This window comes from Cellulomonas telluris (assembly GCF_004886325.1).
In the GTDB taxonomy this organism is placed as follows: domain Bacteria; phylum Actinomycetota; class Actinomycetes; order Actinomycetales; family Cellulomonadaceae; genus Cellulomonas; species Cellulomonas telluris.
Genome location: NZ_QXFN01000004.1, coordinates 258,472 through 283,780 on the forward strand (window position 1 = coordinate 258,472; position 25,309 = coordinate 283,780).

Sequence of the window (25,309 nt, forward strand, 5' to 3'; positions counted from 1 at the left end):
CCGGCTCACGCGTCACGACGGCCGCCGCCCGCTCCGGGCGGCGGCCGTCGCGCGTGCGGGACGCGGCACGTCGGTGCCCCACAGCTCGACGGTCTGCAGGAGCCAGGACGCCGCGAACAGCCCGACGAGCACCGCCTCGGTGACGAGCACGGCGTGCCGCCACGTCGGCACCTGCTCCCGCAGCGCGACGACGGCGGCGAGCGTGAGGACCAGCGCGACGCCGAGGACCGTGTACGCGGCCGCCCACCGGGCCGAGACCGCCCGTGCCTCGAACGCGCGCAGCAGCACGACGCTGGCCGTGGCGACGAACAGCCCGACGGCGGCCAGGTCGTGCGCCGTCGTCGCGAAGCGCTCGGCGTCGACGAGGAACAGGGCGGCGAGAACCGCGAGGACGGCGCCGGCGACGAGCCGGGCGGCGCGCTCGGCCCCGGTCAGGGGTCCGCGCCGGCGGACGACGAGGCGGACGAGGATCGTCAGCGCGCCCGCGACGAGCAGGGCGGTGACCGCCACCTGCACCCCGGGCAGCACGTCCACCGGGACGGGCGGGGCGGCGGCCCCGCAGCTCGGCTCCTGCGCGGTGGGCGTGAACGCCACGACGAGCGCGAGCGCACCGGCCACGTCCAGCGCGGTGTTCTCCAGGTCCGACGTCCCGCGGTAGACGAGCAGGCAGACGCCGATCGCGCAGACGGCGCCCACGACCGCGTCGTGCGCGCCGGTCCAGTAGTAGGCGCTGACGGACGTCTCCCAGCAGCCCGACCGGACGGTCTGCGCGACGACCGCGGAGGCGAGCAGCGCCACGAGGGCGACGACCGCGATCCGCAGGCTGCGGTACGTGTCCCGGACGGCCCGGCGCTCCGGCACCGGGTCCTGGTGGTCGTCGCTCACGACCGCACCTTGGCACGCACCGCCGACGTCCGCGTGGCGGGGTGCGTCAGTGGGGCCCGACGCGCCGCGCGTGCTCGACGGCGGAGCCGATGCCGTCGGTCCACGGGTCGCCGTGCCCGGGCAGCACGACACCCGCGCCCGTCGCCTCGAGGGCGTCGAGGGAGGCGAGCGCCTGCGCGCTGTCCGCCGTCGCCGCACCCGCGACGATCTGGGGGCCGCGCCCGTAGGTGTAGGGGTCGAGCGTCACGAGCGCGTCGCCGGACAGCAGCGCGTCCCGGTCCGGCAGGTGCAGGGCGCAGTGCCCGAGCGTGTGCCCGGGGGACAGGACGACCCGGGGCCCCCCGGGGACGGGCAGGACCCCGCCGCCGGGGATCGGTGTCGTGCCCGTGACGCCCGGGACGCGCCAGGCGCCCGCGAGCAGCATCGCCGTGAGGGGGACCAGGCCGAGCGGGTGACGCACCGGGTACGCGGCGCGGGGCCGCTCGTGCAGGTACTGGTACGGGTGCGCGGCGAGGGTCGCGTCGTCGGGGTGCACCCACACGGGCACCCCGAGCCGGCGCTGCGCGGCGGCGGCCGAGCCCGTGTGGTCGAAGTGCGCGTGCGTGAGGACGACCGCGGCGACGTCGTCGGGGCGGCGGCCGAGCGCCCGGACGGCGTGGCCGAGCAGCGGCCACGTGTCCGGCAGGCCCGTGTCGACGATCGTGAGGCGGCCGTCGTCGCCCTCGACGAGGTAGCAGTTCACGTACGCGTGCGCGAGCCGGTGGACCCCGGGTGCGACGTCGGTGGTCAGCATGGTGCACCTCCTGCGGGCCACCGTAGGTGGGTGCGCGCGGGCCCGCCCGCCCGGGCGCGGACGGGAGGACGAAGGGCGGGCGGGGGTCAGGCGATGCGCGCCAGGTCGTCCGCGCGCACCTCGGCCCGCAGCGCCCCGGTGCGGACCCACCGCAGCACCTCCGCCACCGCCTCGTCCCCGAGGCGGCGCAGCTCGTTGCCGAGCGACCCCGCCACGTGCGGCGTCAGGACCACGCCGGGCGCGTCGAAGAGGGGGTGGTCCGGCGGCAGCGGCTCGGGGTCGGTCACGTCGAGGACGGCGCGCAGACGCCCCCGCAGGACCTCCGCCGTGAGGGCGTCGGTGTCGACCAGGCTGCCGCGGGCGGTGTTGACGAGCGTGGCGCCGTCACGCATGAGCGCGAGCTGCGCGGCCCCGATCATGCGGTACGTCGCCGGCAGCGCGGGCGCGTGCAGCGTCACGACGTCCGACGCCGCGAGCAGCCCGTCCAGCGGCAGCAGGTCGGCGCCCAGGTCGGCCGCCTCCGCGGGGGAGAGGGACGGGTCGTGCAGGACGGGACGCAGGTCGAAGGGCCGCAGCAGCTCGAGCAGGCGCCGACCCGTGCGGGACGCGCCGACCACCCCCACCGTCGCGCCGTTGGTGCCGACGGGCCCGCCCGGCTGCCACGCGTCGAGGCGGCGGCGCGCGCGGTAGTGCTCCTGCGCCTCGCCGACCCGCTTCGCCGCCAGCAGGACCGTCGCCAGCGCGTACTCCGCGACGGGCAGGGCGTTCGTGGCCGCGCCGCTCGTCACGCGCACCCCGCGCTCCCACACGGCGGGGGTGACGAGCCTCTTGACCGTGCCGGCCGTGTGCACCACGAGCCGCAGCCGCGGGGCGGTGTCGAGCAGCGCCGCGTCCAGGGGTGGCGCGCCCCAGCCGGTGAGCAGCACGTCGACGTCGCCGAGCGCGCCGGCCACCGTCGCGGGCGTGAGCACGCCCGGGTGCAGGTCCACCGCCGAGCTCAGGCGCTCGAGGGCGGCGTCGTCCAGGAGCCGGGGGAGCAGCGCGGCCTCGCCGAGCAGCACGGCCGCACGCGCGCGGGTCACGGGTGCACCCCGTCGGCCGTCGCGACGACGTGCGCGGCGGGGACGACGTCCCGGCGTCCGTCCCGCCACCGCACGGCGACCTCGCCGTCCCCGACGTCCACCGACGCGACGGCGTCGAGGTCGACGTCGTCCCCGGCACCGCCCGCGAGCACGACGAGCGCCGCGACGACGGCACCGGCGGCCACGGGTGCGCTGCTGCGGAGCCACGGCGTGGCCGACCAGCGGGCGAACGGGTCGGCGCCGTCCCGCCAGGTCGCGCCCGCCTCGTCGAGCCCGCGGACGGCCCGCACGGCGCTCACCGTGCCGTCGGCCCGGTGCAGGACCACCCGGTCGGGCCCGTCCTCGACGCGCACCTCGTCACGCCCGGCTCCCGCCAGGGCCCAGCCGCCGACGTGCACGCGCCAGGGTCCCGGGTCCGCCGGCCAGGCCGCGTCGGCGTCGGGGGGCCCGACGGGGTCGTCGACCGCCGGGTGCCACCACGCGAGCCGGAGCTCGTGGACCCCGTGCACGACCGAGGCGGTCGTCACCTGCGGCCCCCGCCGCAGCCCCGCCCAGCCGGCGTCGTCGCCCGCGCCGGGGGCGCCGGGCGTGTCGAGCCAGTGCACGCGGGACCGGGAGACGGCGCAGGTGCCGCCGAGGTGGACGCGCTGGATGCCGTCGCGGTGCGACGGTGCGTCCGCGCGGTCGAGCAGCGCCGTGTGCGACTCGAGCGGGGCGGCGACGGCGTCCCGGGAGAGCTGCGGCGAGGTGGCGGTGGAGTACCCGAGGCGGCGGTACGCGGGGTCGTCCGCGCGTGCCGCGACGCGCGGCTCCAGCATCCGGTCCGACCCGTGGTTGAGGACGCGCACGAGGCCGTCCGCGGGGGTGCGCACGACGAGCCACCCCGGGACCGGCAGGGCGGCGACCTGCGCACCGGTCGCCGGCGCGGGCTCGGGCTCGGCGGGTGCCGTCCACACCGCGTCGTCCGCGGGGAGCAGCAGCCCGAGGAACGCCTTGCTCGCCCAGTAGGGGGACGCGCCGCCGGAGTACAGCTGGCGCAGCCGCGGGTACGCGCGGTGCCACCCGATCGGCAGGAGCCCGTGCTCGTCGACCGCGCCGGCCTCCAGGAAGTGCTCGAGCACGCCCGCGGCGAGCGTGCGCGTCTCGGCAGGGCGCAGCGGGGTCGCACCGGCCAGGGCGCCCGCCCAGAAGGGCGCCAGGACGGCGAACCGGTATGTGGTCGAGCGTCCCTGCAGCAGCGGGGCGCCGGCCGCACCGACGAGCTGCCGCGCCTGCGTGAGGTAGGCGTGCAGGCGCTCGGCGTGCCCCTGCTCGAGCGGGCGCCGGCGGATGCGTGCGTGCAGCAGCGGGTACAGGTGCCAGGCCCACCCCGCGTAGTGGTCGAAGGTCTGCCGCTCGCCGTCGCGGCCGCGACCGTCGGAGTACCAGCCGTCCCCGACGTACAGGTCCTCGCGCAGGGCGTCGTTGCGGTCGAGGTCGTCCTGGCTCCAGGGGCCACCGACGTCCGCGAGGAACGCCTCGACCACGTCCTGGAACCACAGCCAGTTGTTGCGGTACCCGGCGGTCCCGACGATGTCCGCGAACCAGTCGACGACCCGGGCGCGCACCCCGTCGTCGAGCCGGTCCCACAGCCACGGCCGCGTCTCCGCGAGCGCGACGGCGACCGACGCGGCCTCGACCACGGCCTGTCGCCGCTCCGTCATCCGGGGCCACCGCTCGGGGCTCGCCGGGTCGGTCCCTGCGGCGAGGCCCGCCGCGTACCGCTCCAGGAGGCCGTCGGGGTCGGCGCCGCCCTCGCCCGCGACGCGGAAGGCCGCCAGCAGGAAGGTCCGGGCGTACCCCTCGAGCCCGTCGCTCCACCGCCCGGACGCGCTGACCGGGCCGGGCAGCGTCAGGAGGGCGTGCCCGGGGGACGCGTAGGGGCGCACGGCGCGCAGGAGGTCGTCGGCGACGGCGAGCCAGCGGGCGCGGCCGTCGTGAGGGGCGGCGGGGTCGGGGGCGTCGTCGCGCAGCACGGCCATGGACCGAGCCTGGGCTAGGGTCGGGCGGCGCGGTCACGGAACGGACAGTTTCGATCAGGACCGGCCAGGCGAGACGACCGAGGAGCACGCGATGACGCGGTCCACGAGGTCCCCGCTGCCCCGTGCGCGGCACGAGCACCTGCTGCGCGAGATCGAGCTGCGGGGCAGCGTCCGTGCCGCGCGCGTCGCCGAGGAGCTCGGCGTGTCCGAGGTGACGGTGCGCCGGGACATCGTCGAGCTGGACCGCGCCGGCCGCCTGGTCCGCGTCCACGGCGGCGCCATCGCCCTCGCCGAGGCGCGCGAGCCGCGTGCGGCCCGTGCCCTGGTCGGCGTCGTGGTGCCGAGCGCGAGCGCGCACTTCCCGCTCGTCGTGCGCGGGATGGAGGCCGTCGCCGCGCCGCTGCGCGCCCGGCTCGTGCTGGGTGTCTCCCACTACCGCGCGGACGCGGAGGAGAAGCAGGTCGAGCGCCTGCTGTCGCTCGGCGCGCAGGGCCTCGTCGTGGCGCCCACCACGCGGGACCGCTCGGACGCCGACGTCGCCGCGTGGCTCGCCGGCCTGCCCGTGCCGACGGTGCTGCTCGAGCGGCGCACCGAGCGGACGGCGGCGCTGGCGTCGGTGGACAGCGCCCGCACCGACCACGTGCACGGTGCGGTCCTCGCCGTCGAGCACCTCGCCCGCCTCGGTCACGACGCGGTCGCGCTCGCGTCGTACGACCGCACGCCCACCGCGCCGTCGGTGCGGGACGGGTACCGCGCGGCGGTCGCGGACCTCGGCCTGCGCGCGGCGCCGACGGTGTCGCTGCCGAAGGGTGAGGACGACCCGGAGGCGCTCGACGCCGCGCTCGAGGGGCTGCTCGAGCTGTGCCGGTGCGACGGGACGCGCGCCGTCCTGGTGCACACCGACGACCACGCGTCCCGGCTCGTCGAGGCCGCCCTCGACCGGGGTCTGCGCGTCCCCGAGGACCTCGCGGTGGTCGCCTACGACGACGAGAACGCCGAGCTCGCCGCGGTGCCGCTGACGGCCGTCGGATCACCCCGTCGCGAGCTCGGGCAGGAGGCGCTGCGGATGGTGGTCGAGCGCATCGCGGAGGACGCGTCGGCGCCACGACCGCCGCGGCACGTCCAGCTGCTCCCGCGGTTGACCGTGCGGCGCTCGTGCGGCGCGCGTCCCTGATCGTTTTTGTCCGACCGAGCACGCGCCTCGCGGCGCGTTGTCAGGCTGGGCCCCGCCCGGCGACGGAGCCGGGCATCGACGGCGAGCGAGGAGGCTCACATGGCGGCGCAGGCACGGGAGGCGAGGCCACCGCACCGGCGGACCCGGGGGCGGGGCGGGGCGCACCGACTCGGGACCGTCGCGGTCGCGGCGGTGCTGGCACTGACGGCCGCCTGCTCGGGTGGCGCGGCGGGGACGGCCGACGAGGGCACGGTGCTCCGGTTCACGTGGTGGGGCGACACCAGCCGTGCGGAGCGCTACGAGCAGGCGGTTGCCCTGTTCGAGGAGGAGAACCCCGACGTCGACGTCCGGACCGGCTACGCCTCGTGGGGCGACTACTGGACGTCGCGGAGCACGGAGGCGGCCGCCGGCGGCCTGCCCGACGTGATGCAGATGGACCTCGCGTACCTGACGGAGTACGCGTCGACGGGCCGGATCGCGGCCCTCGACGAGCACCTCGGGTCCACCGTCGACGTCGACGCGCTGCCGGAGTCTCTGCTGCCCGCCGCACAGGTGGACGGCGAGACGTACGCGGTGCCGACGAGCACGAACACGCTGGCGACCCAGGTCAACACCGCGCTGCTCGGCGAGCTCGGCGTCCCGGTGCCGGAGGGCGACCTCACGTGGGACGAGTACGACGCGCTCCTCGGCGAGATCGCCGCGGCCGGTGCGTCCCGGCAGCCCGCCGTGCACGGGTCCGTGGACTACACGCAGGTCTTCTGGCTGTTCCAGGTGTGGCTCGGCCAGCAGGGCAAGACCCTGTTCGAGGACGACGGGCTCGGCTTCACCCGCGAGGACCTGGCGCGGTGGTGGGGGCGCGCCCCCGCGCTGCACACGTCCGGCGCGTTCCTGCCGCCCGAGCGGCTCGCGCAGCTCGAGGGCGTCGACGCGCTCGGTACGGGAGAGACGGCGTCGGACATCAGCTGGGACAACTTCCTCGTCCGCTACAGCGAGGGGAGCGCGTCGCCGCAGCTGGTGCTCCTGCCGCCGCCCGCGGACGACCCCGACGAGTCGGGCCTGTTCCTCAAGCCGTCGCTCATGCTCTCGGTCGGTGCCAACAGCCGGCACCCGGAGGAGGCCGCCGCGCTGATCGACTTCCTCACGAACGACCCCCGGGTCGGGGAGATCTTCGGGATGTCCCGCGGGGTGCCGGCGTCGTCGACCGCGCTGGAGGGCTTCGAGCCCACGGGGCTGGACGCGCAGATCCTCGAGTACGAGCGTGCGCTGGAGCCGCGGCTGACGAGCTCGCCGCCGCCGCCGGTGGCCGGCTTCGGCACCCTCGAGGCGGCCTTCACCACCATCGCCCAGGAGCTGGCCTACGGGAACCTGTCCGTCGAGGACGGCGTCGAGGAGTGGTTCACGGAGGCGGAGACGGTGCTGGGCGGCTGACGGTGTCGCGGGCGGCACAGGGCCCGCGCGAGGACGGACGCCGCCGCCGTGGCGGCGCCCGTCCACCGCACCCGACGATCCGGCGCGGGCCGCGCGGGGGAGAGCGCAGCGGGTGCGGGGCACGGGGGTGGCGGGACGTCCCCGCCACCCCCGTGGTCGTCCGGCGCGGGTCGGCGCCCGGGGTCCAGGCCTCGGCCGGCACGGGTCCGGTGCCCGTGTCCTTCCGGGCCGGGCGATCTGCACGAGCCCACTAGGCTCGTCCCGCACGGCCCCCGTGGCGGAACCGGCAGACGCACTCGACTCAAAATCGAGCGCCGCGAGGCGTGAGGGTTCGAGTCCCTCCGGGGGCACCGCCGGTCCGACGGCCGGGGGCGGCGGGCGCCGCCCCCGGCCGTGGCGCAGTCCGGACGTGATGACGACCACGACGACGCGCCCGCGACCCCGCGGGGGAGGGAGCACTACGCTGTGCCTGTGACCACGGACGCCACCCCTGAGCCCACCGAGGCGGCCGCTGCCGGCCTGGACCTGCCGTCGGCCGAGCCGGCCCCCGCGCCGGCGCCCGCCGCCGGTCGCCCCGCCCGCCGCGCCGTCGTCGCCGAGGACGAGGCGCTCATCCGCATGGACGTCGTGGAGACCCTCCGCGAGGCGGGCTTCGAGGTCGTGGGGGAGGCCGGGGACGGCGAGCAGGCCGTGGCGCTCGCGACCGAGCTCAAGCCCGACGTCGTCGTCATGGACGTCAAGATGCCGGTGCTCGACGGGATCTCGGCGGCCGAGCGGATCGCGAAGGCGCACCTGGCGCCCGTGGTCCTGCTCACGGCCTTCTCGCAGACCGAGCTGGTCGAGCGCGCGCGCGACGCCGGGGCCATGGCCTACGTCGTCAAGCCGTTCAGCCCGGCGGACCTGCTGCCCGCGGTCGAGATCGCGATCTCCCGCTACGCGCAGATCACGGCGCTCGAGTCCGAGGTCGCCGACCTGGCCGAGCGCTTCGAGACCCGCAAGCGGGTCGACCGCGCGAAGGGCCTCCTGATGACGAAGATGGGCCTGACGGAGCCCGAGTCGTTCCGGTGGATCCAGAAGACGTCGATGGACCGCCGCCTCACGATGCGCGAGGTCGCGGACGCGGTCATCGAGCAGGTCGGCGGCGCCTCCTCCTGACGCGGCACCCCGCCACGACACCCCTCGTGAGCCCGGTCGGCACCTCGTGCCGGCCGGGCTCACGTGTTCCAGGTCACAGGTCCACAACGACATGGCGCCGAGACGTTGCCATTCACATCGCGGACACAAACCATGAGTACCTTCGCGCCACATCGCCGTGGTCCGCACCTGGGCCCGGGGAGCAGTGCAGTACTCAGACAGAGGGGTACCACGCATGACTCGTAGGACACATGCAGGACGTTCCGTGGCTGTGACCGGTGCGCTCGTGCTCGCGTTGACCGCCTGTGCGGGTGGATCCGGGGGCGGTGACGAGCCTGCCGGCGGCGGAGGCGACGGCGGCGGCGAGCCGCTGCGCATCGGCACCCTGCTCCCCGTCACGGGCTCGCTGGCGCAGCTCGGCCCGCCCGAGATCGCGGGTGTCGACCTCGCGGTCGACGAGATCAACGAGGCCGGTGGCCTGTTCGGCGCCGACGTGGAGGTCTCCCACAAGGACTCGTCCGACGCGCAGAACGCCTCCGTCGCGACGGCGTCCGCGCAGGAGCTGATCTCGGAAGGCGTGTCGGTGGTCGTCGGTGCCGCCTCGTCGTCCGTCACGCTGAACGTCGTCGACGACATCACCGGCGCCGGGATCGTGCAGATCTCGCCCGCCAACACCGCGACGAACCTCTCGGGCTACTCCGACTTCTACTTCCGGACCGCCCCGCCGGACTCCGTGCAGGGCGACGTGCTCGGCAACCTCATCGTCTCCGACGGTGCGAGCAACGTCGGCATCCTCGTCTTCAACGACTCCTACGGCACGTCGCTGCGCGACGTCGTCGCGGACGTCGTGACGAGCGCCGGCGGCACGATCGTCTACGGCGAGAAGGGGCAGGAGTTCGACCCCGCCGAGCAGAACTTCTCGACGATCGTCGGCGACGCCATCGCGGCGAGCCCCGACGCCCTCGTGATCCTGACCTTCACGGAGCAGACGCCGCTCATCGTGCGCGAGCTCGCGGCGCAGGGCTGGGACATGAGCAAGACGTACTTCGTCGACGGCAACCTGCAGAACTTCGGCACCGAGGGCGAGACCGGCTTCCCGGCGGGCACGCTCGAGGGGGCGCAGGGCACGCTGCCGGGCGCCTACCCCTCCGAGGAGTTCCAGGAGCGGATGCGCGGCGTCGACCCCGACCTGACCGAGTTCTCGTACGGCCCGGAGGCGTACGACGCCACGATGCTCGCGGCGCTCGCCGCGCTCAAGGGCGGCGACTCCTCGGGCGAGACGATCCAGGCGAACCTGGCGGCGGTCTCGGGCGCGGACGGCGGCGAGGAGTGCACGGGCTGGCAGGAGTGCGCGGACCTCGTCGAGGCCGGCGAGGACATCGCCTACCAGGCGGTCTCCGGTGTCGGGCCGTTCAACGACGCCAACGACCCGTCGTCGGCGTTCATCGGGATCTACCAGTTCGGTCCCGACAACACCTACACGTTCAGCCGCTCGGAGGAGGGCGAGGTCCCGCAGGACTGACCCGCTGACGTGACGTGCAGGGCCCCCGGGGTGCGACCCCGGGGGCCCTCGCGCGTGCCACCGGTGGCCAGCCGGCCGTCCCCGTCCGCCGCCGGTCGGGGACGGACGACGGCCCCGGCACCCGCGAGGGGTGCCGGGGCCGTCCCGTGCAGCGAGCGTGCGGTCAGCCGCCGTGCTCCTCGCCGGCGGCCCGTTCGGCCGCGCGCGCGGCGTCGACGTCCGTGGCGAGGGTGCCGAGGTACAGCTCGATCACCTTGGGGTCGTGCATGAGCTCGCGCCCCGGCCCGGAGTAGGCGTTGCGGCCCTGGTCCAGGACGTAGGCGCGGTCGCAGATCTGCAGGGCGCGGCGGGCGTTCTGCTCGACGATCACGACCGAGACCCCCGCCTTGTTGATGCGCCGGGTCCGCAGGAAGGCCTCGTCCTGGCGGACGGGGGACAGGCCCGCCGACGGCTCGTCGAGCAGTAGCACGGACGGCTCGGGCATGAGGGCCCGCGCCATCGCGACCATCTGCCGCTCGCCGCCCGACAGGGCGCCCGCGCGCTGCTTCCGGCGCTTCACGAGCTCCGGGAACAGGTGCAGGACCACCTCGAGCCGCTCGGCGAACTTCCCGGGCGTCTGGAAGACCCCCATCTGGAGGTTCTCCTCGATGGTCAGGCTGGGGAACACGTTGTTCGTCTGCGGGACGAAGCCGACGCCGCGGCGCACGAGGGCGTCCGCGCGCAGGTTGGTGATGTCCTCGCCCTGCAGGGTCAGCGTCCCGGAGCGGACGCCGACGAGCCCGAACAGCGCCTTGAGCAGGGTCGACTTGCCGGCGCCGTTCGGGCCGATGATCCCGACCAGCTCACCGGGGTGCAGGACGAGCGAGCAGCCGTTGAGGATGTTGACGCCCGGCAGGTACCCGGCGACGAGCTCGTCGGCGTGCAGCAGCGGCTCGCCCGAGGGCGCGCCGCGGTGGACGGCGGGTGCGGTGGTCTCGGTCACGCCTTCGTCTCCTCCGCGTCGGCCTCGGCCTCGGCCTCGGCGTCGATCGTGCCGCCCTCGGTGAGCAGCGCGTCGTCCCCGAGGTCGGTGTCGTGGTGCGCACCCAGGTAGGCGTCGATGACGGCCTGGTCCGCCATGACCTCCCCGGGCGGGCCCTCGGCGACGACCTGGCCCTGGGCCATGACCACGACCCAGTCGGAGATGTGCCGGACCATGTGCATGTCGTGCTCGACGAACAGCACGGTCGTGCCGGAGTCGCGCAGGTCCGTGATGTGGCCCAGCAGCGACTGCGTGAGGGCGGGGTTCACGCCGGCCATCGGCTCGTCGAGCATGACGAGCGCCGGGTCCGACATGAGGGCCCGCGCCATCTCCAGCAGCTTGCGCTGCCCGCCGGACAGCGACCCGGCGAAGTCGTCCTTCTTCGTGTCGAGCTTGAACCGCTCGAGCAGGGCCATCGCCTTCTCGGTGACCTCCCGCTCGCGCGGGGCCCACAGCGGCTTCACGAGCGCCGTGAACAGGTTCTCGCCCGGCTGCTCGCGCGCCCCGAGCCGCATGTTCTCCAGGACCGTCATGCGCGCGAGCGCCTTCGTCAGCTGGAACGTGCGGACCATGCCCGACTTCGCCACCCGGGACGCGGGCACACCCGCCAGGGGCGTGCCGTCGAAGACCCAGGTGCCCGTGTCGGGCTTGTCGAAGCCCGTCATGAGGTTGAAGAAGGTCGTCTTGCCGGCGCCGTTCGGACCGATCAGCGCGGTGATGACGTGGCGCTGCACCTCGAGGTGCTCGACGTCGACGGCGTTCACCCCGCCGAAGCTGCGGCGGACGCCGTCCGCGACGAGCAGGGCGTCCGGCTTGGGGGCGCCCGGTGTGCGGGGCACCTGGTGCAGGTCCCGGCGGGCCCGGGTGACGACGTCCTCAGCGGGCATTGATCGCCAGCTCCTTCTTGTCGCCCAGGATGCCCTGGGGTCGGAACACGATGAGCAGGACGAGCGTGAGCCCGACGAGCACCCAGCCGATCTGCTCGACCTGCTGGACCGACAGCACCTCGGTCGGCACGGCGCCGCGCAGGAAGCCGCGGACGAACACGAGCGCCGCCCAGAAGAGCAGCGACCCGAGCACGGGGCCGAGCACGGTCGCGGCGCCCCCGAGCAGCAGGATCGTCCACGTGTTGAAGGTGACGGGCCGGCCGAGGGAGTCCGCCTGGACCGAGCTGGCGAGCACGAACACGACGCCGCCGAGGGCGCCGAACACGCCGCCGAGCACGAGCGCCTGCAGCTTGTAGGAGTAGACGTTCTTGCCGAGCGCACGGACGGCGTCCTCGTCCTCGCGGATGCCCCGCAGGACGCGCCCCCAGGGGCTGCGCACGAGGCGCCAGACCAGCAGGCACGCGAGCGCCACGAGGACCCAGCCCACGATGCGCAGCCACCAGCTGTTCGACGCGTTCGTCGCCAGCGTGATCGGTCCGAGCGCCCACCGGTCGTCCGGGAAGGGCGAGGCGTCCTGGAACGTGCTCTTGAAGCTGTTGCCCGTGAGCCCCTCGGCGCCGCCCGTCAGCTCCGTGAGGGCCGTGGAGCGGCCGACCATGCGGACGATCTCCGCCGCGGCGATCGTGACGATCGCCAGGTAGTCGCCGCGCAGCTTGAGGGTCGGGATGCCCAGCAGCAGCGCGAACAGGACGGCCGCGCCGACGGCCACCAGGAAGGCGAGCCACAGCGGTGCGCCGGCGATCGTGGAGACCGCGAAGCCGTAGGCGCCCAGCAGCATGAAGCCCGCCTGGCCCATGTTGATCAGGCCCGTGAGGCCGAAGTGGATGTTGAGGCCGATGGCGGCGAGCGCGTACGCGATCGCCGTCGGACCGGTCATCTCGTTGAGGACGTTGGTGAACAGCTGCCCGAAGTCCATGGGTGCCGACCTTCCCGCTAACCGATGCGCTCGGCGCGGCCCAGGATGCCCTGGGGCCGGATGAGCAGGACGAGGATGAGGATCACGAGCGCGCTGGCGTACCGCATGTCGCTCGGCAGCACGAGCGTCGAGAGCTCGACGACGAGCCCGATGACGACCGCGCCGACGACGGCGCCGAGGGGCGAGCCGAGACCGCCGAGCGTGATCGCGGCGAACATCAGCAGCAGCAGCGTGGAGCCGAAGTTGAACCGCGTGGAGTTGAGGTACAGCGCGAGCAGCACGCCGCCGAGCGACGCCAGCGCCGCGGACACCACCCAGACCCCGCCGATGATCGTCTCGACCTTGATGCCGGTCGCCGCGGCCAGCGCGGGGTTGTCGGACACGGCCCGCGTCGCGCGGCCCAGGCGGGTGCGGGACAGGGTGAGCGCGACGGCGCCGAGGACGACCAGGGCGACCGCCACGGACAGCAGCGACTGGCCGGAGATCTGCACGGGACCCAGCTGGATGCGCTGGGAGATGCCCGACACGACGGGCGCCGGCTGGGCGCCGAAGAAGAAGAGGAAGAGCGACAGCCCGGCGAGCGCGAGCCCGATCGTGACGATCATCTGCTGCGTGATGCCGACGCCGCGGCGCCGCAGGGGCGCGAACACGAGCCGGTTCAGGAGCCAGCCGACCGCCGCCCCGACGAGCGTCGCGACGACGATCCCGAGCCACAGGGGCAGGTCCCACCACTGCACGGCCATGAACGCCGTCATGCCGCCGAGGGTCACGAGCTCGCCGTGCGCGAAGTTCGACAGGCCGGTCGTGCCGTAGATGAGGTTGGCGCCGAGGGAGGCGAGGGCCAGCAGGACGCCGAACACGAGCCCCGCGAGGACGAGCTGCGCGACGCGGTTGGTGCCCGGGCCGGCGGACGACTCGGTCCCCTCGCCGGTCTCGTCCGCCGGGGCCGTGCCGGTGCTGTCGTCACCCGGCGACGTGCCGTCCGTCGGGGACGGCGCGGGGCCGCTGTCGCCGCCCTCCGCCCCCGCGGCGACCACGGGGAAGATGCGCCCGGCGGCGCGTCCCAGGGCCACGGGGATGGTCACCGCGTTGGCCGCGGGGTCCCGCAGGACCGTGCCCGCGGGCAGCGTGGACTCGTCCACGGTGACCGTGTGGTCGCCGGGCGCGTCGAGCGCGACCGAGGCGCGCCCCGAGGCGTCGGTCGTCGCCTCGGTCTCGCCGCCGGGCCCCTCCACGGTCACCCGGGCGCCGGCGACCGGCCCCGTCCCGGGCTGCGTCACCGTGACGTGGAGGCACGCGGTCGCCTCGTCGGGGGTGCAGGTCGCGGCCGCCGCGCGGGCGGCCGGCGCGACGACGGTGGTCGTCAGGGCCAGCAGGAGGAGCAGCAGCAGGGCCGCCCCTCCACGTCGCACGGCGACGGTGCGGTCCGGGCTCGCCTCTGCGCGCACGGGGACCTCCGTCCTTCGGGTGGGGGCACGAGCGCCTCGGCGCTGGAGCAGTGGTCAGGGGGCGGACGCCCGCCGGGTGGCACGGACGATAGGGAGGGATTGTGTCCGGTTCATTACGCCAGCGCGAGGGCCCGGGCCGGATCCGTCGTGGTGTCGCCCGCGCGGCCCAGCACTCCTGGACGCCCGTCCGGTCCGTTGCGCCCCAGGACTAGGCACGCGGCCTCGCGGTGGTCCATGATCGGAGCGGGTCCGGCCCGGGGGAGACCGGGGCCCGTCCGTCCCGCACCACGTCCCCGGGAGGCCCACCGTGCGGCCAGGCATCATCGTCCGACCGGCGCAGGCCGACGACCTCGACGCCCTCGTCGACCTGTGCCTCGAGGCACGGGCCGAGGCCGGGGTCGGGGCGCAGCTGTGCACGGACGACCGCGGACGCCTGCGCGAGCAGCTCGCGGTGCTGGGCGGCGCCGACGGCGGGCGGGTGCTCGTGGCGACGTGCGACGGCGCACCCGCCGGGCTGCTGCTGTGCCGCCTCGTCGGGCCCGGTCTGTTCACGGACGCCGTCGTGCTCGGCATCGAGGCGGTCTTCGTGCGACCCGGCGTCCGGCGCCGGGGGATCGGGCACGCGCTGCTGCAGGAGGCGACGTCCTGGGCCGAGACGGCCGGGGCGAGCGAGGTCTACGCCGCACCGCTGCCGGGTGCCCGGGGCATGCAGCGGTTCCTCGCCCGGGTCGGGTTCGCGCCGGCGGCCGCGCACCGGCACGTCACGACGGCCGCGCTGCAGCGGCGCCTCGCCCAGGACGCGGGCGGCCTGGCGGTGGTCCGCGCCGGTGCGGCCGCTCGCGGGCTGGGCGACCTCATCGAGCGCCGGCGCCGGGCGCGCGAGCGTGCCGCGGCGGAGCCGCAGGGCGACCTGCGTCAGGTGCGCTCGATGAGCATGCACGTCAACCGGGCGGTGCAGACCCGCCGGCCCTCCTCGTCCTCGACGACGACCTCGTAGGTCGCCAGCGAGCGTCCGCGGTGCAGGGCGGTCGCACGCGCGCTGACGGTGCCGGTGCGGACGGCCCGGTGGTGGGTCGCGCTGAGCTCGACGCCCACCGCCGCACGGCCGGGACCCGCGTGCGCCTGCGCGGCGAAGGAGCCGAGCGTCTCGGCGAGGGCGGCGGACGCGCCGCCGTGCAGCAAGCCGTAGGGCTGGGTGTTGCCCGCGACCGGCATGGTGCCGTGCGCACCGTCCGCGTCGACGTGCGTCACCTCGATGCCCATCCGGGCGAGGAGGGTCCCGTCCACGGGCGGCAGGGTGAAGGCGGGGACGGCGGTGTCGGACATGGCGGATAGGTTGGCACCGTGACCGCCGCACAGCCAGCGACCGCTCCCCGACTCCTCCTCATCGACGGCCACTCGATGGCGTACCGGGCGTTCTTCGCGCTGCCGGTCGACAAGTTCGCGACGTCGACGGGTCAGCCCACGAACGCCGTCTTCGGGTTCACCTCGATGCTCGCGAACCTGCTCCGCGACGAGGAGCCGACCCACGTGGCCGTGGCGTTCGACGCCGGGCGCACGACGTTCCGCACGGAGCGGTACGAGGCGTACAAGGGCAACCGCGACGCGACCCCCGAGCCGTTCCGCGGCCAGGTGGACATCATCAAGCGCCTGCTGGCCACCATGCACGTGCAGGTGCTGGACAAGCCGGGGTTCGAGGCGGACGACATCCTCGCCACGCTGGCGGCGCAGGCGACCGCGGCCGGCATGCACGTCGCCATCTGCACCGGCGACCGGGACGCCTTCCAGCTGGTCCGGCCCGAGGTCACCGTGCTGTACCCGGTGAAGGGCGTGTCCGAGCTCGCGCGGATGACGCCCGAGGCGGTCGAGGCCAAGTACGGCGTCCCCCCGCACCGGTACCCGGACATCGCGGCGCTCGTCGGCGAGTCGAGCGACAACCTGCCCGGCGTGCCGGGGGTCGGGCCGAAGACCGCGGCGAAGTGGGTGACGCAGTACGACGGCCTGGAGGGGGTCGTCGCGCACGCGGACGCGATCGGCGGCAAGGCGGGGGACGCGCTGCGCGAGCACCTCGCGCAGGTCCAGCTGAACCGCGAGCTCAACCGCCTGCTCGACGACCTCGAGCTCCCGGTCGGCCCGGAGGACCTGGCCGCGCGGCCGTGGGACCGGCAGGAGCTGCACACGATCCTCGACGAGCTGGAGTTCCGCACCCTGCGCGACCGCTTGTTCGCGATGCTCCCGGACGAGGGGCGCGAGGAGCGGGTCGCGACGGCGGCGGCCCTCGACCTCGTCGAGGTCGGCGTGGGGGGTCTCGCGGCCTGGCTCGAGGAGCGCGGCGACGCGCTGCTGGGTCTCGACGTGCGCGGCACCGGCAGCCCGGCGCGCGGCGACGCCTGGGGCGTGGCCGTCGCGGACGCGCAGGGCCAGGGGGTCGCCTACGACCTCGCCGAGATCGACCCGGCCGACGAGCAGGCGCTCGCCGCGTGGCTGGCCGACCCGGCCCGGCCGAAGGCGGTGCACGCCGCGAAGGAGGCGTGGCACGCGCTCGAGGGCCGCGGGCTGCCCCTGGCGGGCGTCGCGTTCGACACCGAGCTGGCGGCCTACCTGTGCCAGCCCGACCGTCGCGCCTACGACCTCCCGGACCTGGCCATCGGCTACCTGCACCGCGAGCTCACGGCGGACGACGCGGCGTCGGCGGGCCAGGGCGCGCTCGACCTCGAGGTCGACGGGGCCGGGGAGGGCCGGCGGGCGGCCGTGCGCGCGGCCGCGGTGCGCGACCTGGTCGACGTGCTGTCGGCCGAGGTGGCCGACCGCGGCGCGACCGGCCTGCTCGCCGACCTCGAGCTGCCGCTGCAGGACGTGCTGGCCCGCCTCGAGCGGACGGGCATCGCGGTCGACCGGGAGTACCTGACGTCGCTCGAGCGCGAGTTCGACTCCCACGTGCAGTCGGCGGCCTCGGAGGCCTACGACGTCATCGGCCGGGAGGTGAACCTGGGGTCGCCGAAGCAGCTGCAGGAGGTCCTCTTCGACCAGCTCGGCATGCCGAAGACGAAGAAGATCAAGACGGGGTACACGACGGATGCCGCCGCGCTCACGGACCTGTTCGCACGCACGCAGCACCCGTTCCTCGAGCACCTGCTCGCGCACCGCGACGCGATCCGGCTGCGCCAGACGGTCGAGGGGCTGCTCCGGTCCGTCCTGCCCGACGACCGCATCCACACGACGTTCCAGCAGACCATCGCGGCGACCGGCCGGCTGTCGTCCGCGGACCCCAACCTGCAGAACATCCCGATCCGCACCGAGGCCGGACGCCAGATCCGCCGCGCGTTCGTGGTCGGCCCGGGCTACGAGACCCTCCTGACCGCGGACTACTCGCAGATCGAGATGCGGATCATGGCCCACCTGTCCGGGGACGAGGGCCTCATCGCGGCGTTCCGCTCCGGGGAGGACCTGCACAGCTACGTCGGCTCCCGCGTGTTCGACGTGCCGACGGACGAGGTGACGCCGGCGATGCGCTCGAAGATCAAGGCGATGAGCTACGGCCTCGCGTACGGGCTGTCGTCCTACGGCCTGTCGCAGCAGCTGTCCATCGAGGTGTCGGAGGCGTCGGCGCTCATGGCCGACTACTTCTCGCGCTTCGGCGGCGTCCGGGACTACCTCTCGGGCGTCGTGGACCAGGCACGCGCCACCGGCTACACGGCCACCATCCTCGGTCGGCGCCGCTACCTGCCCGACCTGACGAGCGACAACCGGCAGCGTCGCGAGATGGCCGAGCGCATGGCGCTGAACGCGCCGATCCAGGGCAGCGCCGCCGACCTCATCAAGGTGGCGATGCTCGGCGTCGACGGCGAGCTGCGCCGCCGGGGGCTGGCGTCGCGGATGCTCCTGCAGGTGCACGACGAGCTCGTGCTCGAGGTCGCGGCCGGGGAGCGCGAGGAGGTGGAGGCACTCGTCCGCGAGCAGATGGCGCGCGCGGGCGACGCCGCACCCGACGGGCCGCTGGACGTGCCGCTGGACGTCTCGGTCGGCGTCGGCGGCAGCTGGCACGAGGCCGGTCACTGACGCACCGCCGGTGTCGCCCGGGTCACCGTCCCGGGTGACACGGGTCGTGGTTTCGGACGACTTTCGGACTTCCGCGGTGCGTGGTGTCTGGAATGTCGAGGTGATCTGGGCCACAGTAGGCGGGCTGCGGTGGCGACGAGGCCACCACGACCTGCGGAGGTGGGTGTGTCAGAGACCCGTCAGGAGACCGACTACCAGCGCGTGCAGCGCTCCGAGGAGTTCCAGGACCTACGCCGAAGGTTTCGGCGGTTCGTCTTCCCCATGACCGCGCTGTTCCTCGTCTGGTACTTCGTCTACGTGCTGCTGGCCAACTACGCGCACGACTTCATGAGCCAGCGGGTGACGGGGACCATCACGGTCGGCCTGCTCTTCGGGCTCGGGCAGTTCGTCTCCACGTTCGCGATCACGATGATCTACGCCCGGTGGGCGAACAACCGGCAGGACCCCGTCGCCGAGCGGCTGCGTGACGAGATCGAGCAGGGCGGCGTCGGCGGTGCCTCCGCCGTCCGCGGTGCCGAGGGGAGCCGGGCATGAGCGCCGCGACTCTCGCGGGCGTGCTGCCCGCCGCCACCGCGCCCGCCGAGCAGATCGGCGAGCCGGTCGTCAACATCGCGATCTTCGGCGCGTTCGTCCTCGTGACGCTCGTGATCGTGTTCCGCGCCTCGCGCAACAACCGCAGCGCCGCGGACTACTACGCGGCGGGCCGGTCCTTCACCGGCCCGCAGAACGGCACCGCGATCGCGGGGGACTACCTCTCGGCGGCGTCGTTCCTCGGCATCTGCGGCGCCATCGCCATCTACGGCTACGACGGCTTCCTCTACTCGATCGGCTTCCTGGTCGCGTGGCTCGTGGCGCTGCTGCTGGTCGCGGAGCTCCTGCGCAACACCGGCCGCTTCACGATGGCCGACGTGCTCTCGTTCCGGCTCCGCCAGCGGCCGGTCCGCATGGCGGCGGCGATCTCCACGCTCGCCGTCGTGTTCTTCTACCTGCTCGCGCAGATGGCGGGGGCGGGCGGCCTCGTCGCGCTGCTCCTGGGCCTCGACACGGTCGCCGCGCAGAGCGTGGTCATCGCGGTCGTCGGCGCGCTGATGATCCTGTACGTGCTCGTCGGCGGCATGAAGGGCACCACCTGGGTGCAGATCATCAAGGCGGTGCTGCTCATCGCCGGCGCCGGCGTCATGACCGTCTGGGTCCTCGCACGGTTCGGGCTCAACCTGTCCGACCTGCTCCAGGGCGCGATCGACGTGGCCGGCGAGGGCGGCGAGACGCTCGTCGAGCCCGGTCGGCAGTACGGCGCGTCCGCGCTCACGCAGCTCAACTTCGTGTCGCTCGCGCTCGCCCTCGTCCTCGGCACCGCCGGCCTGCCGCACGTGCTCATGCGCTTCTACACGGTGCCGTCGGCCAAGGAGGCCCGCCGGTCGGTCGTGTGGGCGATCTGGCTCATCGGCATCTTCTACCTGTTCACGCTCGTGCTCGGGTACGGCGCGGGCGCCCTGGTGGGGCCGGAGCGGATCGCGTCGGCACCGGGGCGCGCGAACTCGGCGGCCCCGCTGCTGGCGTACGAGCTCGGCGGGGTGTTCCTGCTGGGGATCATCTCGGCCGTCGCCTTCGCGACGATCCTGGCGGTGGTCGCCGGCCTGACGATCACCGCCGCGGCGTCGTTCGCGCACGACATCTACGCGTCGGTGATCAAGCGCGGTCAGGTGGAGCCGGACCGGGAGGTGCGGGTCGCGCGGATCACCGTCGTCGCGATCGGTGCGCTCGCCATCGTGGGCGGCATCTTCGCGAACGGGCAGAACGTCGCGTTCCTCGTGGCACTGGCGTTCGCGGTCGCGGCGTCGGCGAACCTGCCGACGATCATCTACTCGCTGTTCTGGAAGCGGTTCAACACGTCCGGTGCCCTGTGGAGCATGTACGGGGGGCTCGTCTCCTGCATCGTGCTGATCGCGCTGTCGCCGGTCGTCTCCGGCAAGGTCGACCCCGCCACGGGCGAGAGCCTGTCGATGATCCGGGACACGGGCGTCGACTTCGCGGTGTTCCCGCTCGAGAACCCGGGGATCGTGTCGATCCCGCTCGCGTTCCTGCTCGGGATCGTCGGGACGCTCCTGAGCAAGGAGCAGCCGCACCCGGAGAAGTTCGCGGAGATGGAGGTCCGCTCGCTCACCGGTGCCGGCGCCGAGAAGGCCACCGCGCACTGACCGTCCCGCTGCACGGCGTCCGCCCGCCCCGCGCCCGTCGCGGTGCGGGCGGACGCCCGTCCGGACCCAGCGCCCCGGCGGGGACGGGGGCTCAGCCGTGCGCGGGCAGGTGGGCGACGAGGATCGCCGTGCCCGGCAGGAGGGCGCCGCGCAGCGGGCCCCACCCGCCCCACACGCGGTCGTGGCCCTCGGGCCACTGCGGCTCGACGAGCCGGTCGAGCACGAAGCCCGCGCCCACGACGTCGGCGACGTGGTCGCCCAGCGTGCGGTGGTACTCGGCGTACAGGACCCGCCCGTCGGCCGCCTGCTCGACGTACGGGCGACGGTCGAAGTAGGAGCGCGTCGCCGTCAGGCCGCCGGGGCCCGGGTCGTCCGGGAAGGCCCAGCGCACCGGGTGCGTCACGGAGAACACCCACCGTCCGCCGGGCCGCAGGACGCGCGCGACCTCCGCGTGGACGCGGTGCGCGTCCGGGACGAACGGGAGCGCGCCGAAGGCCGTGAACGCCGCGTCGAACGTCGCGTCCGCGAACGGCAGGGCCCGGGCGTCCGCCTGCACGAGCGGGACCCGCACCCCGTGCGCGCGCTCGTCCGCCGCGCCGGCGGCGAGCATCCCGTGGGACACGTCGGTCGCGACGGCCCGGGCGCCCGCCACCGACGCCAGCCACCGCGTGCCCTGCGCCGCACCGGCGCCGACCTCGAGCACGTGCGCCCCGGCGACGTCGCCGAGCAGCCGTGCCTGCGACTCCCGGAGCCCCTCGGGGCACCACAGCAGGTCGACGTCGCCGAGGAAGTCCCCGTGCTCGGCGAGGTACTCGTCCGCGTTGGCGTCCCACCAGCGGCGCGCCGCGCGGCCGCCCTCCTCGTCCGGGACCTCCAGGAAACCGGCTTCCGCCAGCGTGTCGTCGTCCGATCCGGGCTGCACCCGTCCAGTCTGTCCGATGCGGAACCCGTACCCGTGCGTAACAACGACGTGACACGGCGCACCTAGGGTTCGCCGGGTTCCCGCGAGGCGCGACGTCCGTCGTGCCCGTCAGAGAGGTGGCAATCAGTGAAGACCAGGTGGCAGATGGTCGCCGGTGGCGTCGTGGTGGGGCTCGCCCTGTCCGCGTGCGCCGCGAGCGACCGCGACTCCGGCGGCGGCGCCACGGACGGCGCGACCGGCGAGGGCCGCAGCACGTTCATCTTCGCGGCGTCGTCCGACCCCGCATCGCTGGACCCCGCCTTCGCGAACGACGGCGAGTCCTTCCGCGTCGCACGGCAGATCTTCGAGGGCCTCGTCGGCACGAAGCCCGGCACCGCCGACCCCGCGCCGCTCCTGGCGGAGTCGTGGGAGAGCAGCGAGGACGGCCTGCAGTACACGTTCACGCTGAAGGAGGGCGTGTCCTTCCACGACGGCACTCCGTTCGACGCGGAGGCGGTCTGCTTCAACTTCGAGCGGTGGAACAACTTCACCGGCGTCGCGCAGTCCGAGTCGCTCACGTACTACTGGCAGAAGGTCAACGGCGGCTTCGCGACGAGCGACGTGCCGGAGCTCGACGGCACCGGCAAGTACGAGTCGTGCGAGGCGCCCGACGCGACCACCGCGGTCATCCACCTCAAGAGCCCGCTGCCCGAGCTCGTCGCGGCGCTGTCGCTGCCGTCGTTCTCGATGCAGTCGCCCACGGCGCTGCAGGAGTACGACGCCGACAACGTCACCGGCGAGGGCGACACCCCGACGCTGCCGGAGTACGCGACGGCCCACCCGACCGGCACGGGCCCCTACAAGTTCGAGTCGTGGAGCCCGGGCGAGGAGGTCGTGCTCACCGCCAACGAGGACTACTGGGGCGAGCAGGGCCAGATCACCCGCATCGTCTTCCCGGTCATCTCGGACGCGACGGCCCGCCGCCAGGCGCTGCAGGCCGGCGACATCGACGGCTACGACCTCGTGGGCCCGGCGGACGTCGCCGCGCTCGAGGAGGCCGGCTTCCAGATCGTCAACCGCGACCCGTTCAACGTCCTGTACCTCGGCATGAACCAGGCCAACCCCGACCTGGCCGACCTCCGGGTGCGTCAGGCGATCGCGCACGCGATCAACAAGGAGGCGCTCGTCGCGCAGACGCTGCCCGAGGGCACCGAGGTCGCGACGAACTTCGTCCCGCCGAGCGTGTCGGGCTGGAACGAGGACGTGACGACGTACGACTACGACCCGGACCGCGCCAAGGAGCTCCTGGCCGAGGCGGGCAAGTCGGACCTCACGATCGACTTCAACTACCCGACCAACGTCTCGCGGCCGTACATGCCGACGCCGGAGCAGGTCTTCACCGCGGTCGAGGCGGACCTCGAGGCCGTGGGCATCACCGTGAACCCGGTGCCGGCGCCGTGGAGCCCGGAGTACCTCGACACCATCCAGGGCGGCCCGGACCACGGCCTGCACCTGCTCGGGTGGACCGGTGACTACAACGACACGTACAACTTCATCGGCGTGTTCTTCGGCGGGAAGTCCAACGAGTGGGGCTTCGACAACCCGGAGCTGTTCCAGGCGATCGGCGACGCGCGCTACGTGGCCGACATCGACGAGCAGAAGGCCGCCTACGAGGAGGCCAACGCCGCGATCATGGAGTTCCTGCCGGGCGTCCCGCTCGCGCACCCGGTGCCCTCGCTGGCCTTCAAGCCGGACGTCCACGACTACCCGGCCTCGCCCGTCCAGGACGAGGTCTACAACGTCGTCACGCTCGGCGACTGAGGAGCACCACGTACCGATGACCCGACTCGTCCTACGACGGCTCGCCCTGCTCGTCCCGACCCTGTTCGGGTTGTCGATCCTGCTGTTCCTGTGGGTGCGCGCTCTCCCGGGAGGGCCGGCGACGGCTCTCCTGGGGGAGCGCGCCACCCCGGAGGCGGTGGAGCGGATCAACGAGCTCTACGGCTTCGACCGACCCCTGCCCGAGCAGTACGTCACCTGGCTCGGCCAGCTGCTGCAGGGCAACTTCGGGGTCTCCACCCGCACCAACCGGCCGGTGCTCGAGGAGTTCCTGGCCCGGTTCCCCGCGACGATCGAGCTGGCCCTCGTGGCGCTGCTCGTCGCGGTCGGCGTGGGCATCCCGCTCGGGTACCTCGCCGCGCGCTACCAGGGCCGCACCGTCGACCACGCCGCGGTCGTCATGTCCCTGCTCGGCGTGACGGTCCCCGTGTTCTTCCTGGCGTTCCTGCTGAAGTGGCTGTTCGCGGTCCAGCTCGGCTGGTTCCCGTCCTCCGGGCGGCAGGACCCGGCGATGGTCGCGACGCACCCCACCGGCTTCTACGTGCTCGACGGCCTGCTCACGCGGGAGTGGGACGCCAGCTGGGACGCGTTCCTGCACCTGCTGCTGCCGGCGGTGGCCCTCGGGTCGATCCCGCTCGCGATCATCGCGCGCATCACGCGCGCCTCGGTCATCGACGTGCAGCACGCGGACTACGTCCGGACGGCACGGGCCAAGGGCCTGGCCGGCGGCCACCTGCGCAGCCGGGTGATCCTGCACAACGCGATGCTCCCGGTGTCGACCACGATCGGCCTGCAGGTCGGTCTGCTGCTGTCCGGCGCGGTGCTCACCGAGACGGTGTTCGCCTACCCGGGCATCGGCAAGTTCCTGTCCGACGCGATCTTCGCGCTCGACTACGCGGTGCTGCAGGGCTTCATCCTGCTCATCGCGGTGGTCTACGCGCTGGTGAACCTCGCGGTGGACGTCTCCTACGGACTGATCGACCCGAGGATGAGGGCACGATGAGCGCACCCGAGGTGTACGAGGTCCCGCAGCCGCCGGTGGACGCCGGCGACGCGCTGGCCGAGGACCGTCGCGCGGGGGAGTCGCTGTGGCGCGTCGCTCTGCGCCGGCTCGTCCGCAACCCCGGCGCCGTGGTCGGCGCCGTCATCGTCGTGGCGTTCGTGCTCGTCGCGCTGCTCGCCCCGGTGCTGGCCCCCTACGCCGCGGGTGAGCTGCCCGGCCGCGCCGACGTGCGGCCGACGTTCATCCCCGGACCGTCGGCCGAGCACCCGCTCGGGCTGGACCGGTACGGCGCCGACGTGCTCTCGCAGCTCATCTGGGGTGCGCGCGCCTCGCTGCTGATCGGCGTGCTGTCGACGCTGCTCGGGCTCGCGGGCGGCATGGTCGTCGGGCTGCTGGCGGGCGCGTTCGGCGGGTGGGTCGACTCGGTCGCGATGCGCTTCGTCGACCTCATGCTCGCCGTGCCGAGCCTGCTGCTCGCCGTCTCGATCGCCGCGGTGGCGGGGCAGACCCCGTCCTCGGTGGTCATCGCGATCGGTGTCGTGCAGGTGCCGGTGTTCGCGCGGCTGCTGCGCGGCTCGATGCTGGCGCAGCGCGGGCAGGACTACGTGCTCGCGGCTCGCTCGCTGGGACTCTCGCGGCGGACCGTGACCATGAGCCACGTCCTGCCGAACTCCGTCTCCCCGGTCATCGTCCAGGCGACGCTGCTGCTCGCCACCGCCGTCATCGAGGCGGCCGCCCTGTCGTTCCTCGGCCTCGGCGGCGGGTCGCCGACCACGGCCGAGTGGGGCCGCATGCTCGTGGCGGCGCAGAACGAGCTCGAGATCGCCCCGCGGCTCGCGCTGCTGCCGGGCATCTGCATCTCGGTGACCGCCCTCGGCTTCACCCTGTTCGGCGAGGCGCTGCGCGAGGCCCTCGACCCGCGCTCGAGGAGGCGCTGA

21 protein-coding genes and 1 tRNA gene are annotated in these 25,309 nt (G+C 74.2%); 12 read left to right on the top strand and 10 right to left on the bottom strand.

Annotation, left to right across the window (positions count from 1 at the left end; genetic code table 11):
- Window positions 1-12: 12 nt before the first annotated feature.
- From FB586_RS13450 to FB586_RS13465, 4 genes are all read right to left on the bottom strand, one after another.
- Window positions 13-885: a hypothetical protein gene (locus FB586_RS13450; RefSeq protein ID WP_136519849.1), complete on the bottom strand. Its 873-nt coding sequence runs from the start codon at window positions 883-885 to the stop codon at window positions 13-15.
- A gap of 46 nt (window positions 886-931) precedes the next feature.
- Window positions 932-1,678, bottom strand: a complete 747-nt coding sequence (locus FB586_RS13455) for an MBL fold metallo-hydrolase (RefSeq protein WP_136519850.1) — start codon at window positions 1,676-1,678, stop codon at window positions 932-934.
- 86 nt (window positions 1,679-1,764) lie between these two features.
- On the bottom strand, window positions 1,765-2,760 hold the full coding sequence (locus tag FB586_RS13460; protein WP_136519851.1) for a hydroxyacid dehydrogenase: 996 nt from the start codon (window positions 2,758-2,760) through the stop codon (window positions 1,765-1,767).
- Window positions 2,757-4,781, bottom strand: a complete 2,025-nt coding sequence (locus FB586_RS13465) for a DUF2264 domain-containing protein (RefSeq protein ID WP_136519852.1) — start codon at window positions 4,779-4,781, stop codon at window positions 2,757-2,759. The genes FB586_RS13460 and FB586_RS13465 overlap by 4 nt, the downstream gene beginning before the upstream one ends.
- Before the next feature lie 91 nt (window positions 4,782-4,872).
- Between FB586_RS13465 and FB586_RS13470 the strand changes: the two genes are divergently transcribed.
- The 5 genes from FB586_RS13470 to FB586_RS13490 all read left to right on the top strand — a co-directional run bounded on the left by FB586_RS13470 (window position 4,873) and on the right by FB586_RS13490 (window position 10,039).
- Window positions 4,873-5,955, top strand: coding sequence for a LacI family DNA-binding transcriptional regulator (locus FB586_RS13470; RefSeq protein ID WP_136519853.1), 1,083 nt, complete (start codon window positions 4,873-4,875; stop codon window positions 5,953-5,955).
- Window positions 5,956-6,147: 192 nt separating this feature from the next.
- Window positions 6,148-7,383, top strand: a complete 1,236-nt coding sequence (locus FB586_RS13475) for an ABC transporter substrate-binding protein (protein ID WP_246036758.1) — start codon at window positions 6,148-6,150, stop codon at window positions 7,381-7,383.
- Between the two features lie 268 nt (window positions 7,384-7,651).
- Window positions 7,652-7,733: transfer RNA gene (locus FB586_RS13480), tRNA-Leu, on the top strand.
- Between the two features lie 121 nt (window positions 7,734-7,854).
- Window positions 7,855-8,538 carry an ANTAR domain-containing response regulator gene (locus FB586_RS13485; protein WP_136519855.1) on the top strand — a complete coding sequence of 228 codons (684 nt, stop codon included), beginning with the start codon at window positions 7,855-7,857 and terminating at the stop codon, window positions 8,536-8,538.
- Window positions 8,539-8,752: 214 nt separating this feature from the next.
- Window positions 8,753-10,039 carry an ABC transporter substrate-binding protein gene (locus tag FB586_RS13490; protein ID WP_136519856.1) on the top strand — a complete coding sequence of 429 codons (1,287 nt, stop codon included), beginning with the start codon at window positions 8,753-8,755 and terminating at the stop codon, window positions 10,037-10,039.
- A gap of 163 nt (window positions 10,040-10,202) precedes the next feature.
- Here FB586_RS13490 and FB586_RS13495 read toward each other — a convergent pair whose 3' ends face one another.
- Genes FB586_RS13495 through FB586_RS13510 form a run of 4 tightly spaced genes read right to left on the bottom strand, consistent with a single transcriptional unit; the run spans window position 10,203 to window position 14,371 of the window.
- Window positions 10,203-11,021 carry an ABC transporter ATP-binding protein gene (locus FB586_RS13495; protein WP_136519857.1) on the bottom strand — a complete coding sequence of 273 codons (819 nt, stop codon included), beginning with the start codon at window positions 11,019-11,021 and terminating at the stop codon, window positions 10,203-10,205.
- A complete protein-coding gene (locus FB586_RS13500; RefSeq protein WP_136519858.1) occupies window positions 11,018-11,947 on the bottom strand; it encodes an ABC transporter ATP-binding protein in 930 nt (309 codons plus the stop codon). The genes FB586_RS13495 and FB586_RS13500 overlap by 4 nt, the downstream gene beginning before the upstream one ends.
- Window positions 11,937-12,923 (bottom strand): branched-chain amino acid ABC transporter permease, encoded by a 987-nt coding sequence (locus tag FB586_RS13505; RefSeq protein ID WP_136519859.1) that lies wholly within the window; start codon window positions 12,921-12,923, stop codon window positions 11,937-11,939. Before FB586_RS13505 ends, FB586_RS13500 begins: the two co-directional genes overlap by 11 nt.
- Window positions 12,924-12,940: 17 nt before the next feature.
- Window positions 12,941-14,371, bottom strand: coding sequence for a branched-chain amino acid ABC transporter permease (locus FB586_RS13510; protein WP_246036759.1), 1,431 nt, complete (start codon window positions 14,369-14,371; stop codon window positions 12,941-12,943).
- A 307-nt stretch (window positions 14,372-14,678) separates the two neighbouring features.
- On the opposite strand from FB586_RS13510, the gene FB586_RS13515 reads away from it, so the two are divergent.
- On the top strand, window positions 14,679-15,368 hold the full coding sequence (locus tag FB586_RS13515) for a GNAT family N-acetyltransferase (protein ID WP_136519860.1): 690 nt from the start codon (window positions 14,679-14,681) through the stop codon (window positions 15,366-15,368).
- Here FB586_RS13515 and FB586_RS13520 read toward each other — a convergent pair.
- Entirely contained in the window at window positions 15,287-15,697 is a 411-nt protein-coding gene (locus tag FB586_RS13520; RefSeq protein WP_136519861.1) for a hotdog fold thioesterase, read from the bottom strand. The genes FB586_RS13515 and FB586_RS13520 overlap by 82 nt on opposite strands.
- A gap of 18 nt (window positions 15,698-15,715) precedes the next feature.
- On the opposite strand from FB586_RS13520, the gene polA reads away from it, so the two are divergent.
- The 3 genes from polA (at window position 15,716) to FB586_RS13535 (ending at window position 20,628) form a co-directional block, all read left to right on the top strand.
- Entirely contained in the window at window positions 15,716-18,430 is a 2,715-nt protein-coding gene (gene polA / locus FB586_RS13525; protein WP_136519862.1) for a DNA polymerase I, read from the top strand.
- A gap of 165 nt (window positions 18,431-18,595) precedes the next feature.
- Window positions 18,596-18,964 (top strand): DUF485 domain-containing protein, encoded by a 369-nt coding sequence (locus FB586_RS13530; protein WP_136519863.1) that lies wholly within the window; start codon window positions 18,596-18,598, stop codon window positions 18,962-18,964.
- Window positions 18,961-20,628, top strand: a complete 1,668-nt coding sequence (locus tag FB586_RS13535; RefSeq protein WP_136519864.1) for a monocarboxylic acid transporter — start codon at window positions 18,961-18,963, stop codon at window positions 20,626-20,628. Before FB586_RS13530 ends, FB586_RS13535 begins: the two co-directional genes overlap by 4 nt.
- A 91-nt stretch (window positions 20,629-20,719) precedes the next feature.
- On the opposite strand, the gene FB586_RS13540 is transcribed toward FB586_RS13535, so the two are convergent.
- Window positions 20,720-21,550 (bottom strand): class I SAM-dependent methyltransferase, encoded by an 831-nt coding sequence (locus FB586_RS13540; protein WP_136519865.1) that lies wholly within the window; start codon window positions 21,548-21,550, stop codon window positions 20,720-20,722.
- Window positions 21,551-21,694: 144 nt separating this feature from the next.
- On the opposite strand from FB586_RS13540, the gene FB586_RS13545 reads away from it, so the two are divergent.
- The 3 genes from FB586_RS13545 to FB586_RS13555 are packed head-to-tail and all read left to right on the top strand — an operon-like array spanning window position 21,695 to window position 25,309.
- Window positions 21,695-23,350 (top strand): ABC transporter substrate-binding protein, encoded by a 1,656-nt coding sequence (locus tag FB586_RS13545; protein WP_136520237.1) that lies wholly within the window; start codon window positions 21,695-21,697, stop codon window positions 23,348-23,350.
- Window positions 23,351-23,366: 16 nt separating this feature from the next.
- Window positions 23,367-24,371 carry an ABC transporter permease gene (locus FB586_RS13550; protein ID WP_136519866.1) on the top strand — a complete coding sequence of 335 codons (1,005 nt, stop codon included), beginning with the start codon at window positions 23,367-23,369 and terminating at the stop codon, window positions 24,369-24,371.
- Window positions 24,368-25,309 (top strand): ABC transporter permease, encoded by a 942-nt coding sequence (locus FB586_RS13555; protein WP_136519867.1) that lies wholly within the window; start codon window positions 24,368-24,370, stop codon window positions 25,307-25,309. Before FB586_RS13550 ends, FB586_RS13555 begins: the two co-directional genes overlap by 4 nt.

Excerpts from the sequence above, each read along its gene's own strand:
- FB586_RS13455 (WP_136519850.1), bottom strand. The coding sequence starts at position 1,678 with ATGCTGACCACCGACGTCGCACCCGGGGTCCACCGGCTCGCGCACGCG.
- FB586_RS13465 (WP_136519852.1), bottom strand. The coding sequence starts at position 4,781 with ATGGCCGTGCTGCGCGACGACGCCCCCGACCCCGCCGCCCCTCACGAC.
- FB586_RS13470 (WP_136519853.1), top strand. The coding sequence starts at position 4,873 with ATGACGCGGTCCACGAGGTCCCCGCTGCCCCGTGCGCGGCACGAGCAC.
- FB586_RS13490 (WP_136519856.1), top strand. The coding sequence starts at position 8,753 with ATGACTCGTAGGACACATGCAGGACGTTCCGTGGCTGTGACCGGTGCG.
- FB586_RS13500 (WP_136519858.1), bottom strand. The coding sequence starts at position 11,947 with ATGCCCGCTGAGGACGTCGTCACCCGGGCCCGCCGGGACCTGCACCAG.
- FB586_RS13505 (WP_136519859.1), bottom strand. The coding sequence starts at position 12,923 with ATGGACTTCGGGCAGCTGTTCACCAACGTCCTCAACGAGATGACCGGT.
- FB586_RS13520 (WP_136519861.1), bottom strand. The coding sequence starts at position 15,697 with ATGTCCGACACCGCCGTCCCCGCCTTCACCCTGCCGCCCGTGGACGGG.
- FB586_RS13535 (WP_136519864.1), top strand. The coding sequence starts at position 18,961 with ATGAGCGCCGCGACTCTCGCGGGCGTGCTGCCCGCCGCCACCGCGCCC.
- FB586_RS13545 (WP_136520237.1), top strand. The coding sequence starts at position 21,695 with ATGGTCGCCGGTGGCGTCGTGGTGGGGCTCGCCCTGTCCGCGTGCGCC.
- FB586_RS13550 (WP_136519866.1), top strand. The coding sequence starts at position 23,367 with ATGACCCGACTCGTCCTACGACGGCTCGCCCTGCTCGTCCCGACCCTG.
- FB586_RS13555 (WP_136519867.1), top strand. The coding sequence starts at position 24,368 with ATGAGCGCACCCGAGGTGTACGAGGTCCCGCAGCCGCCGGTGGACGCC.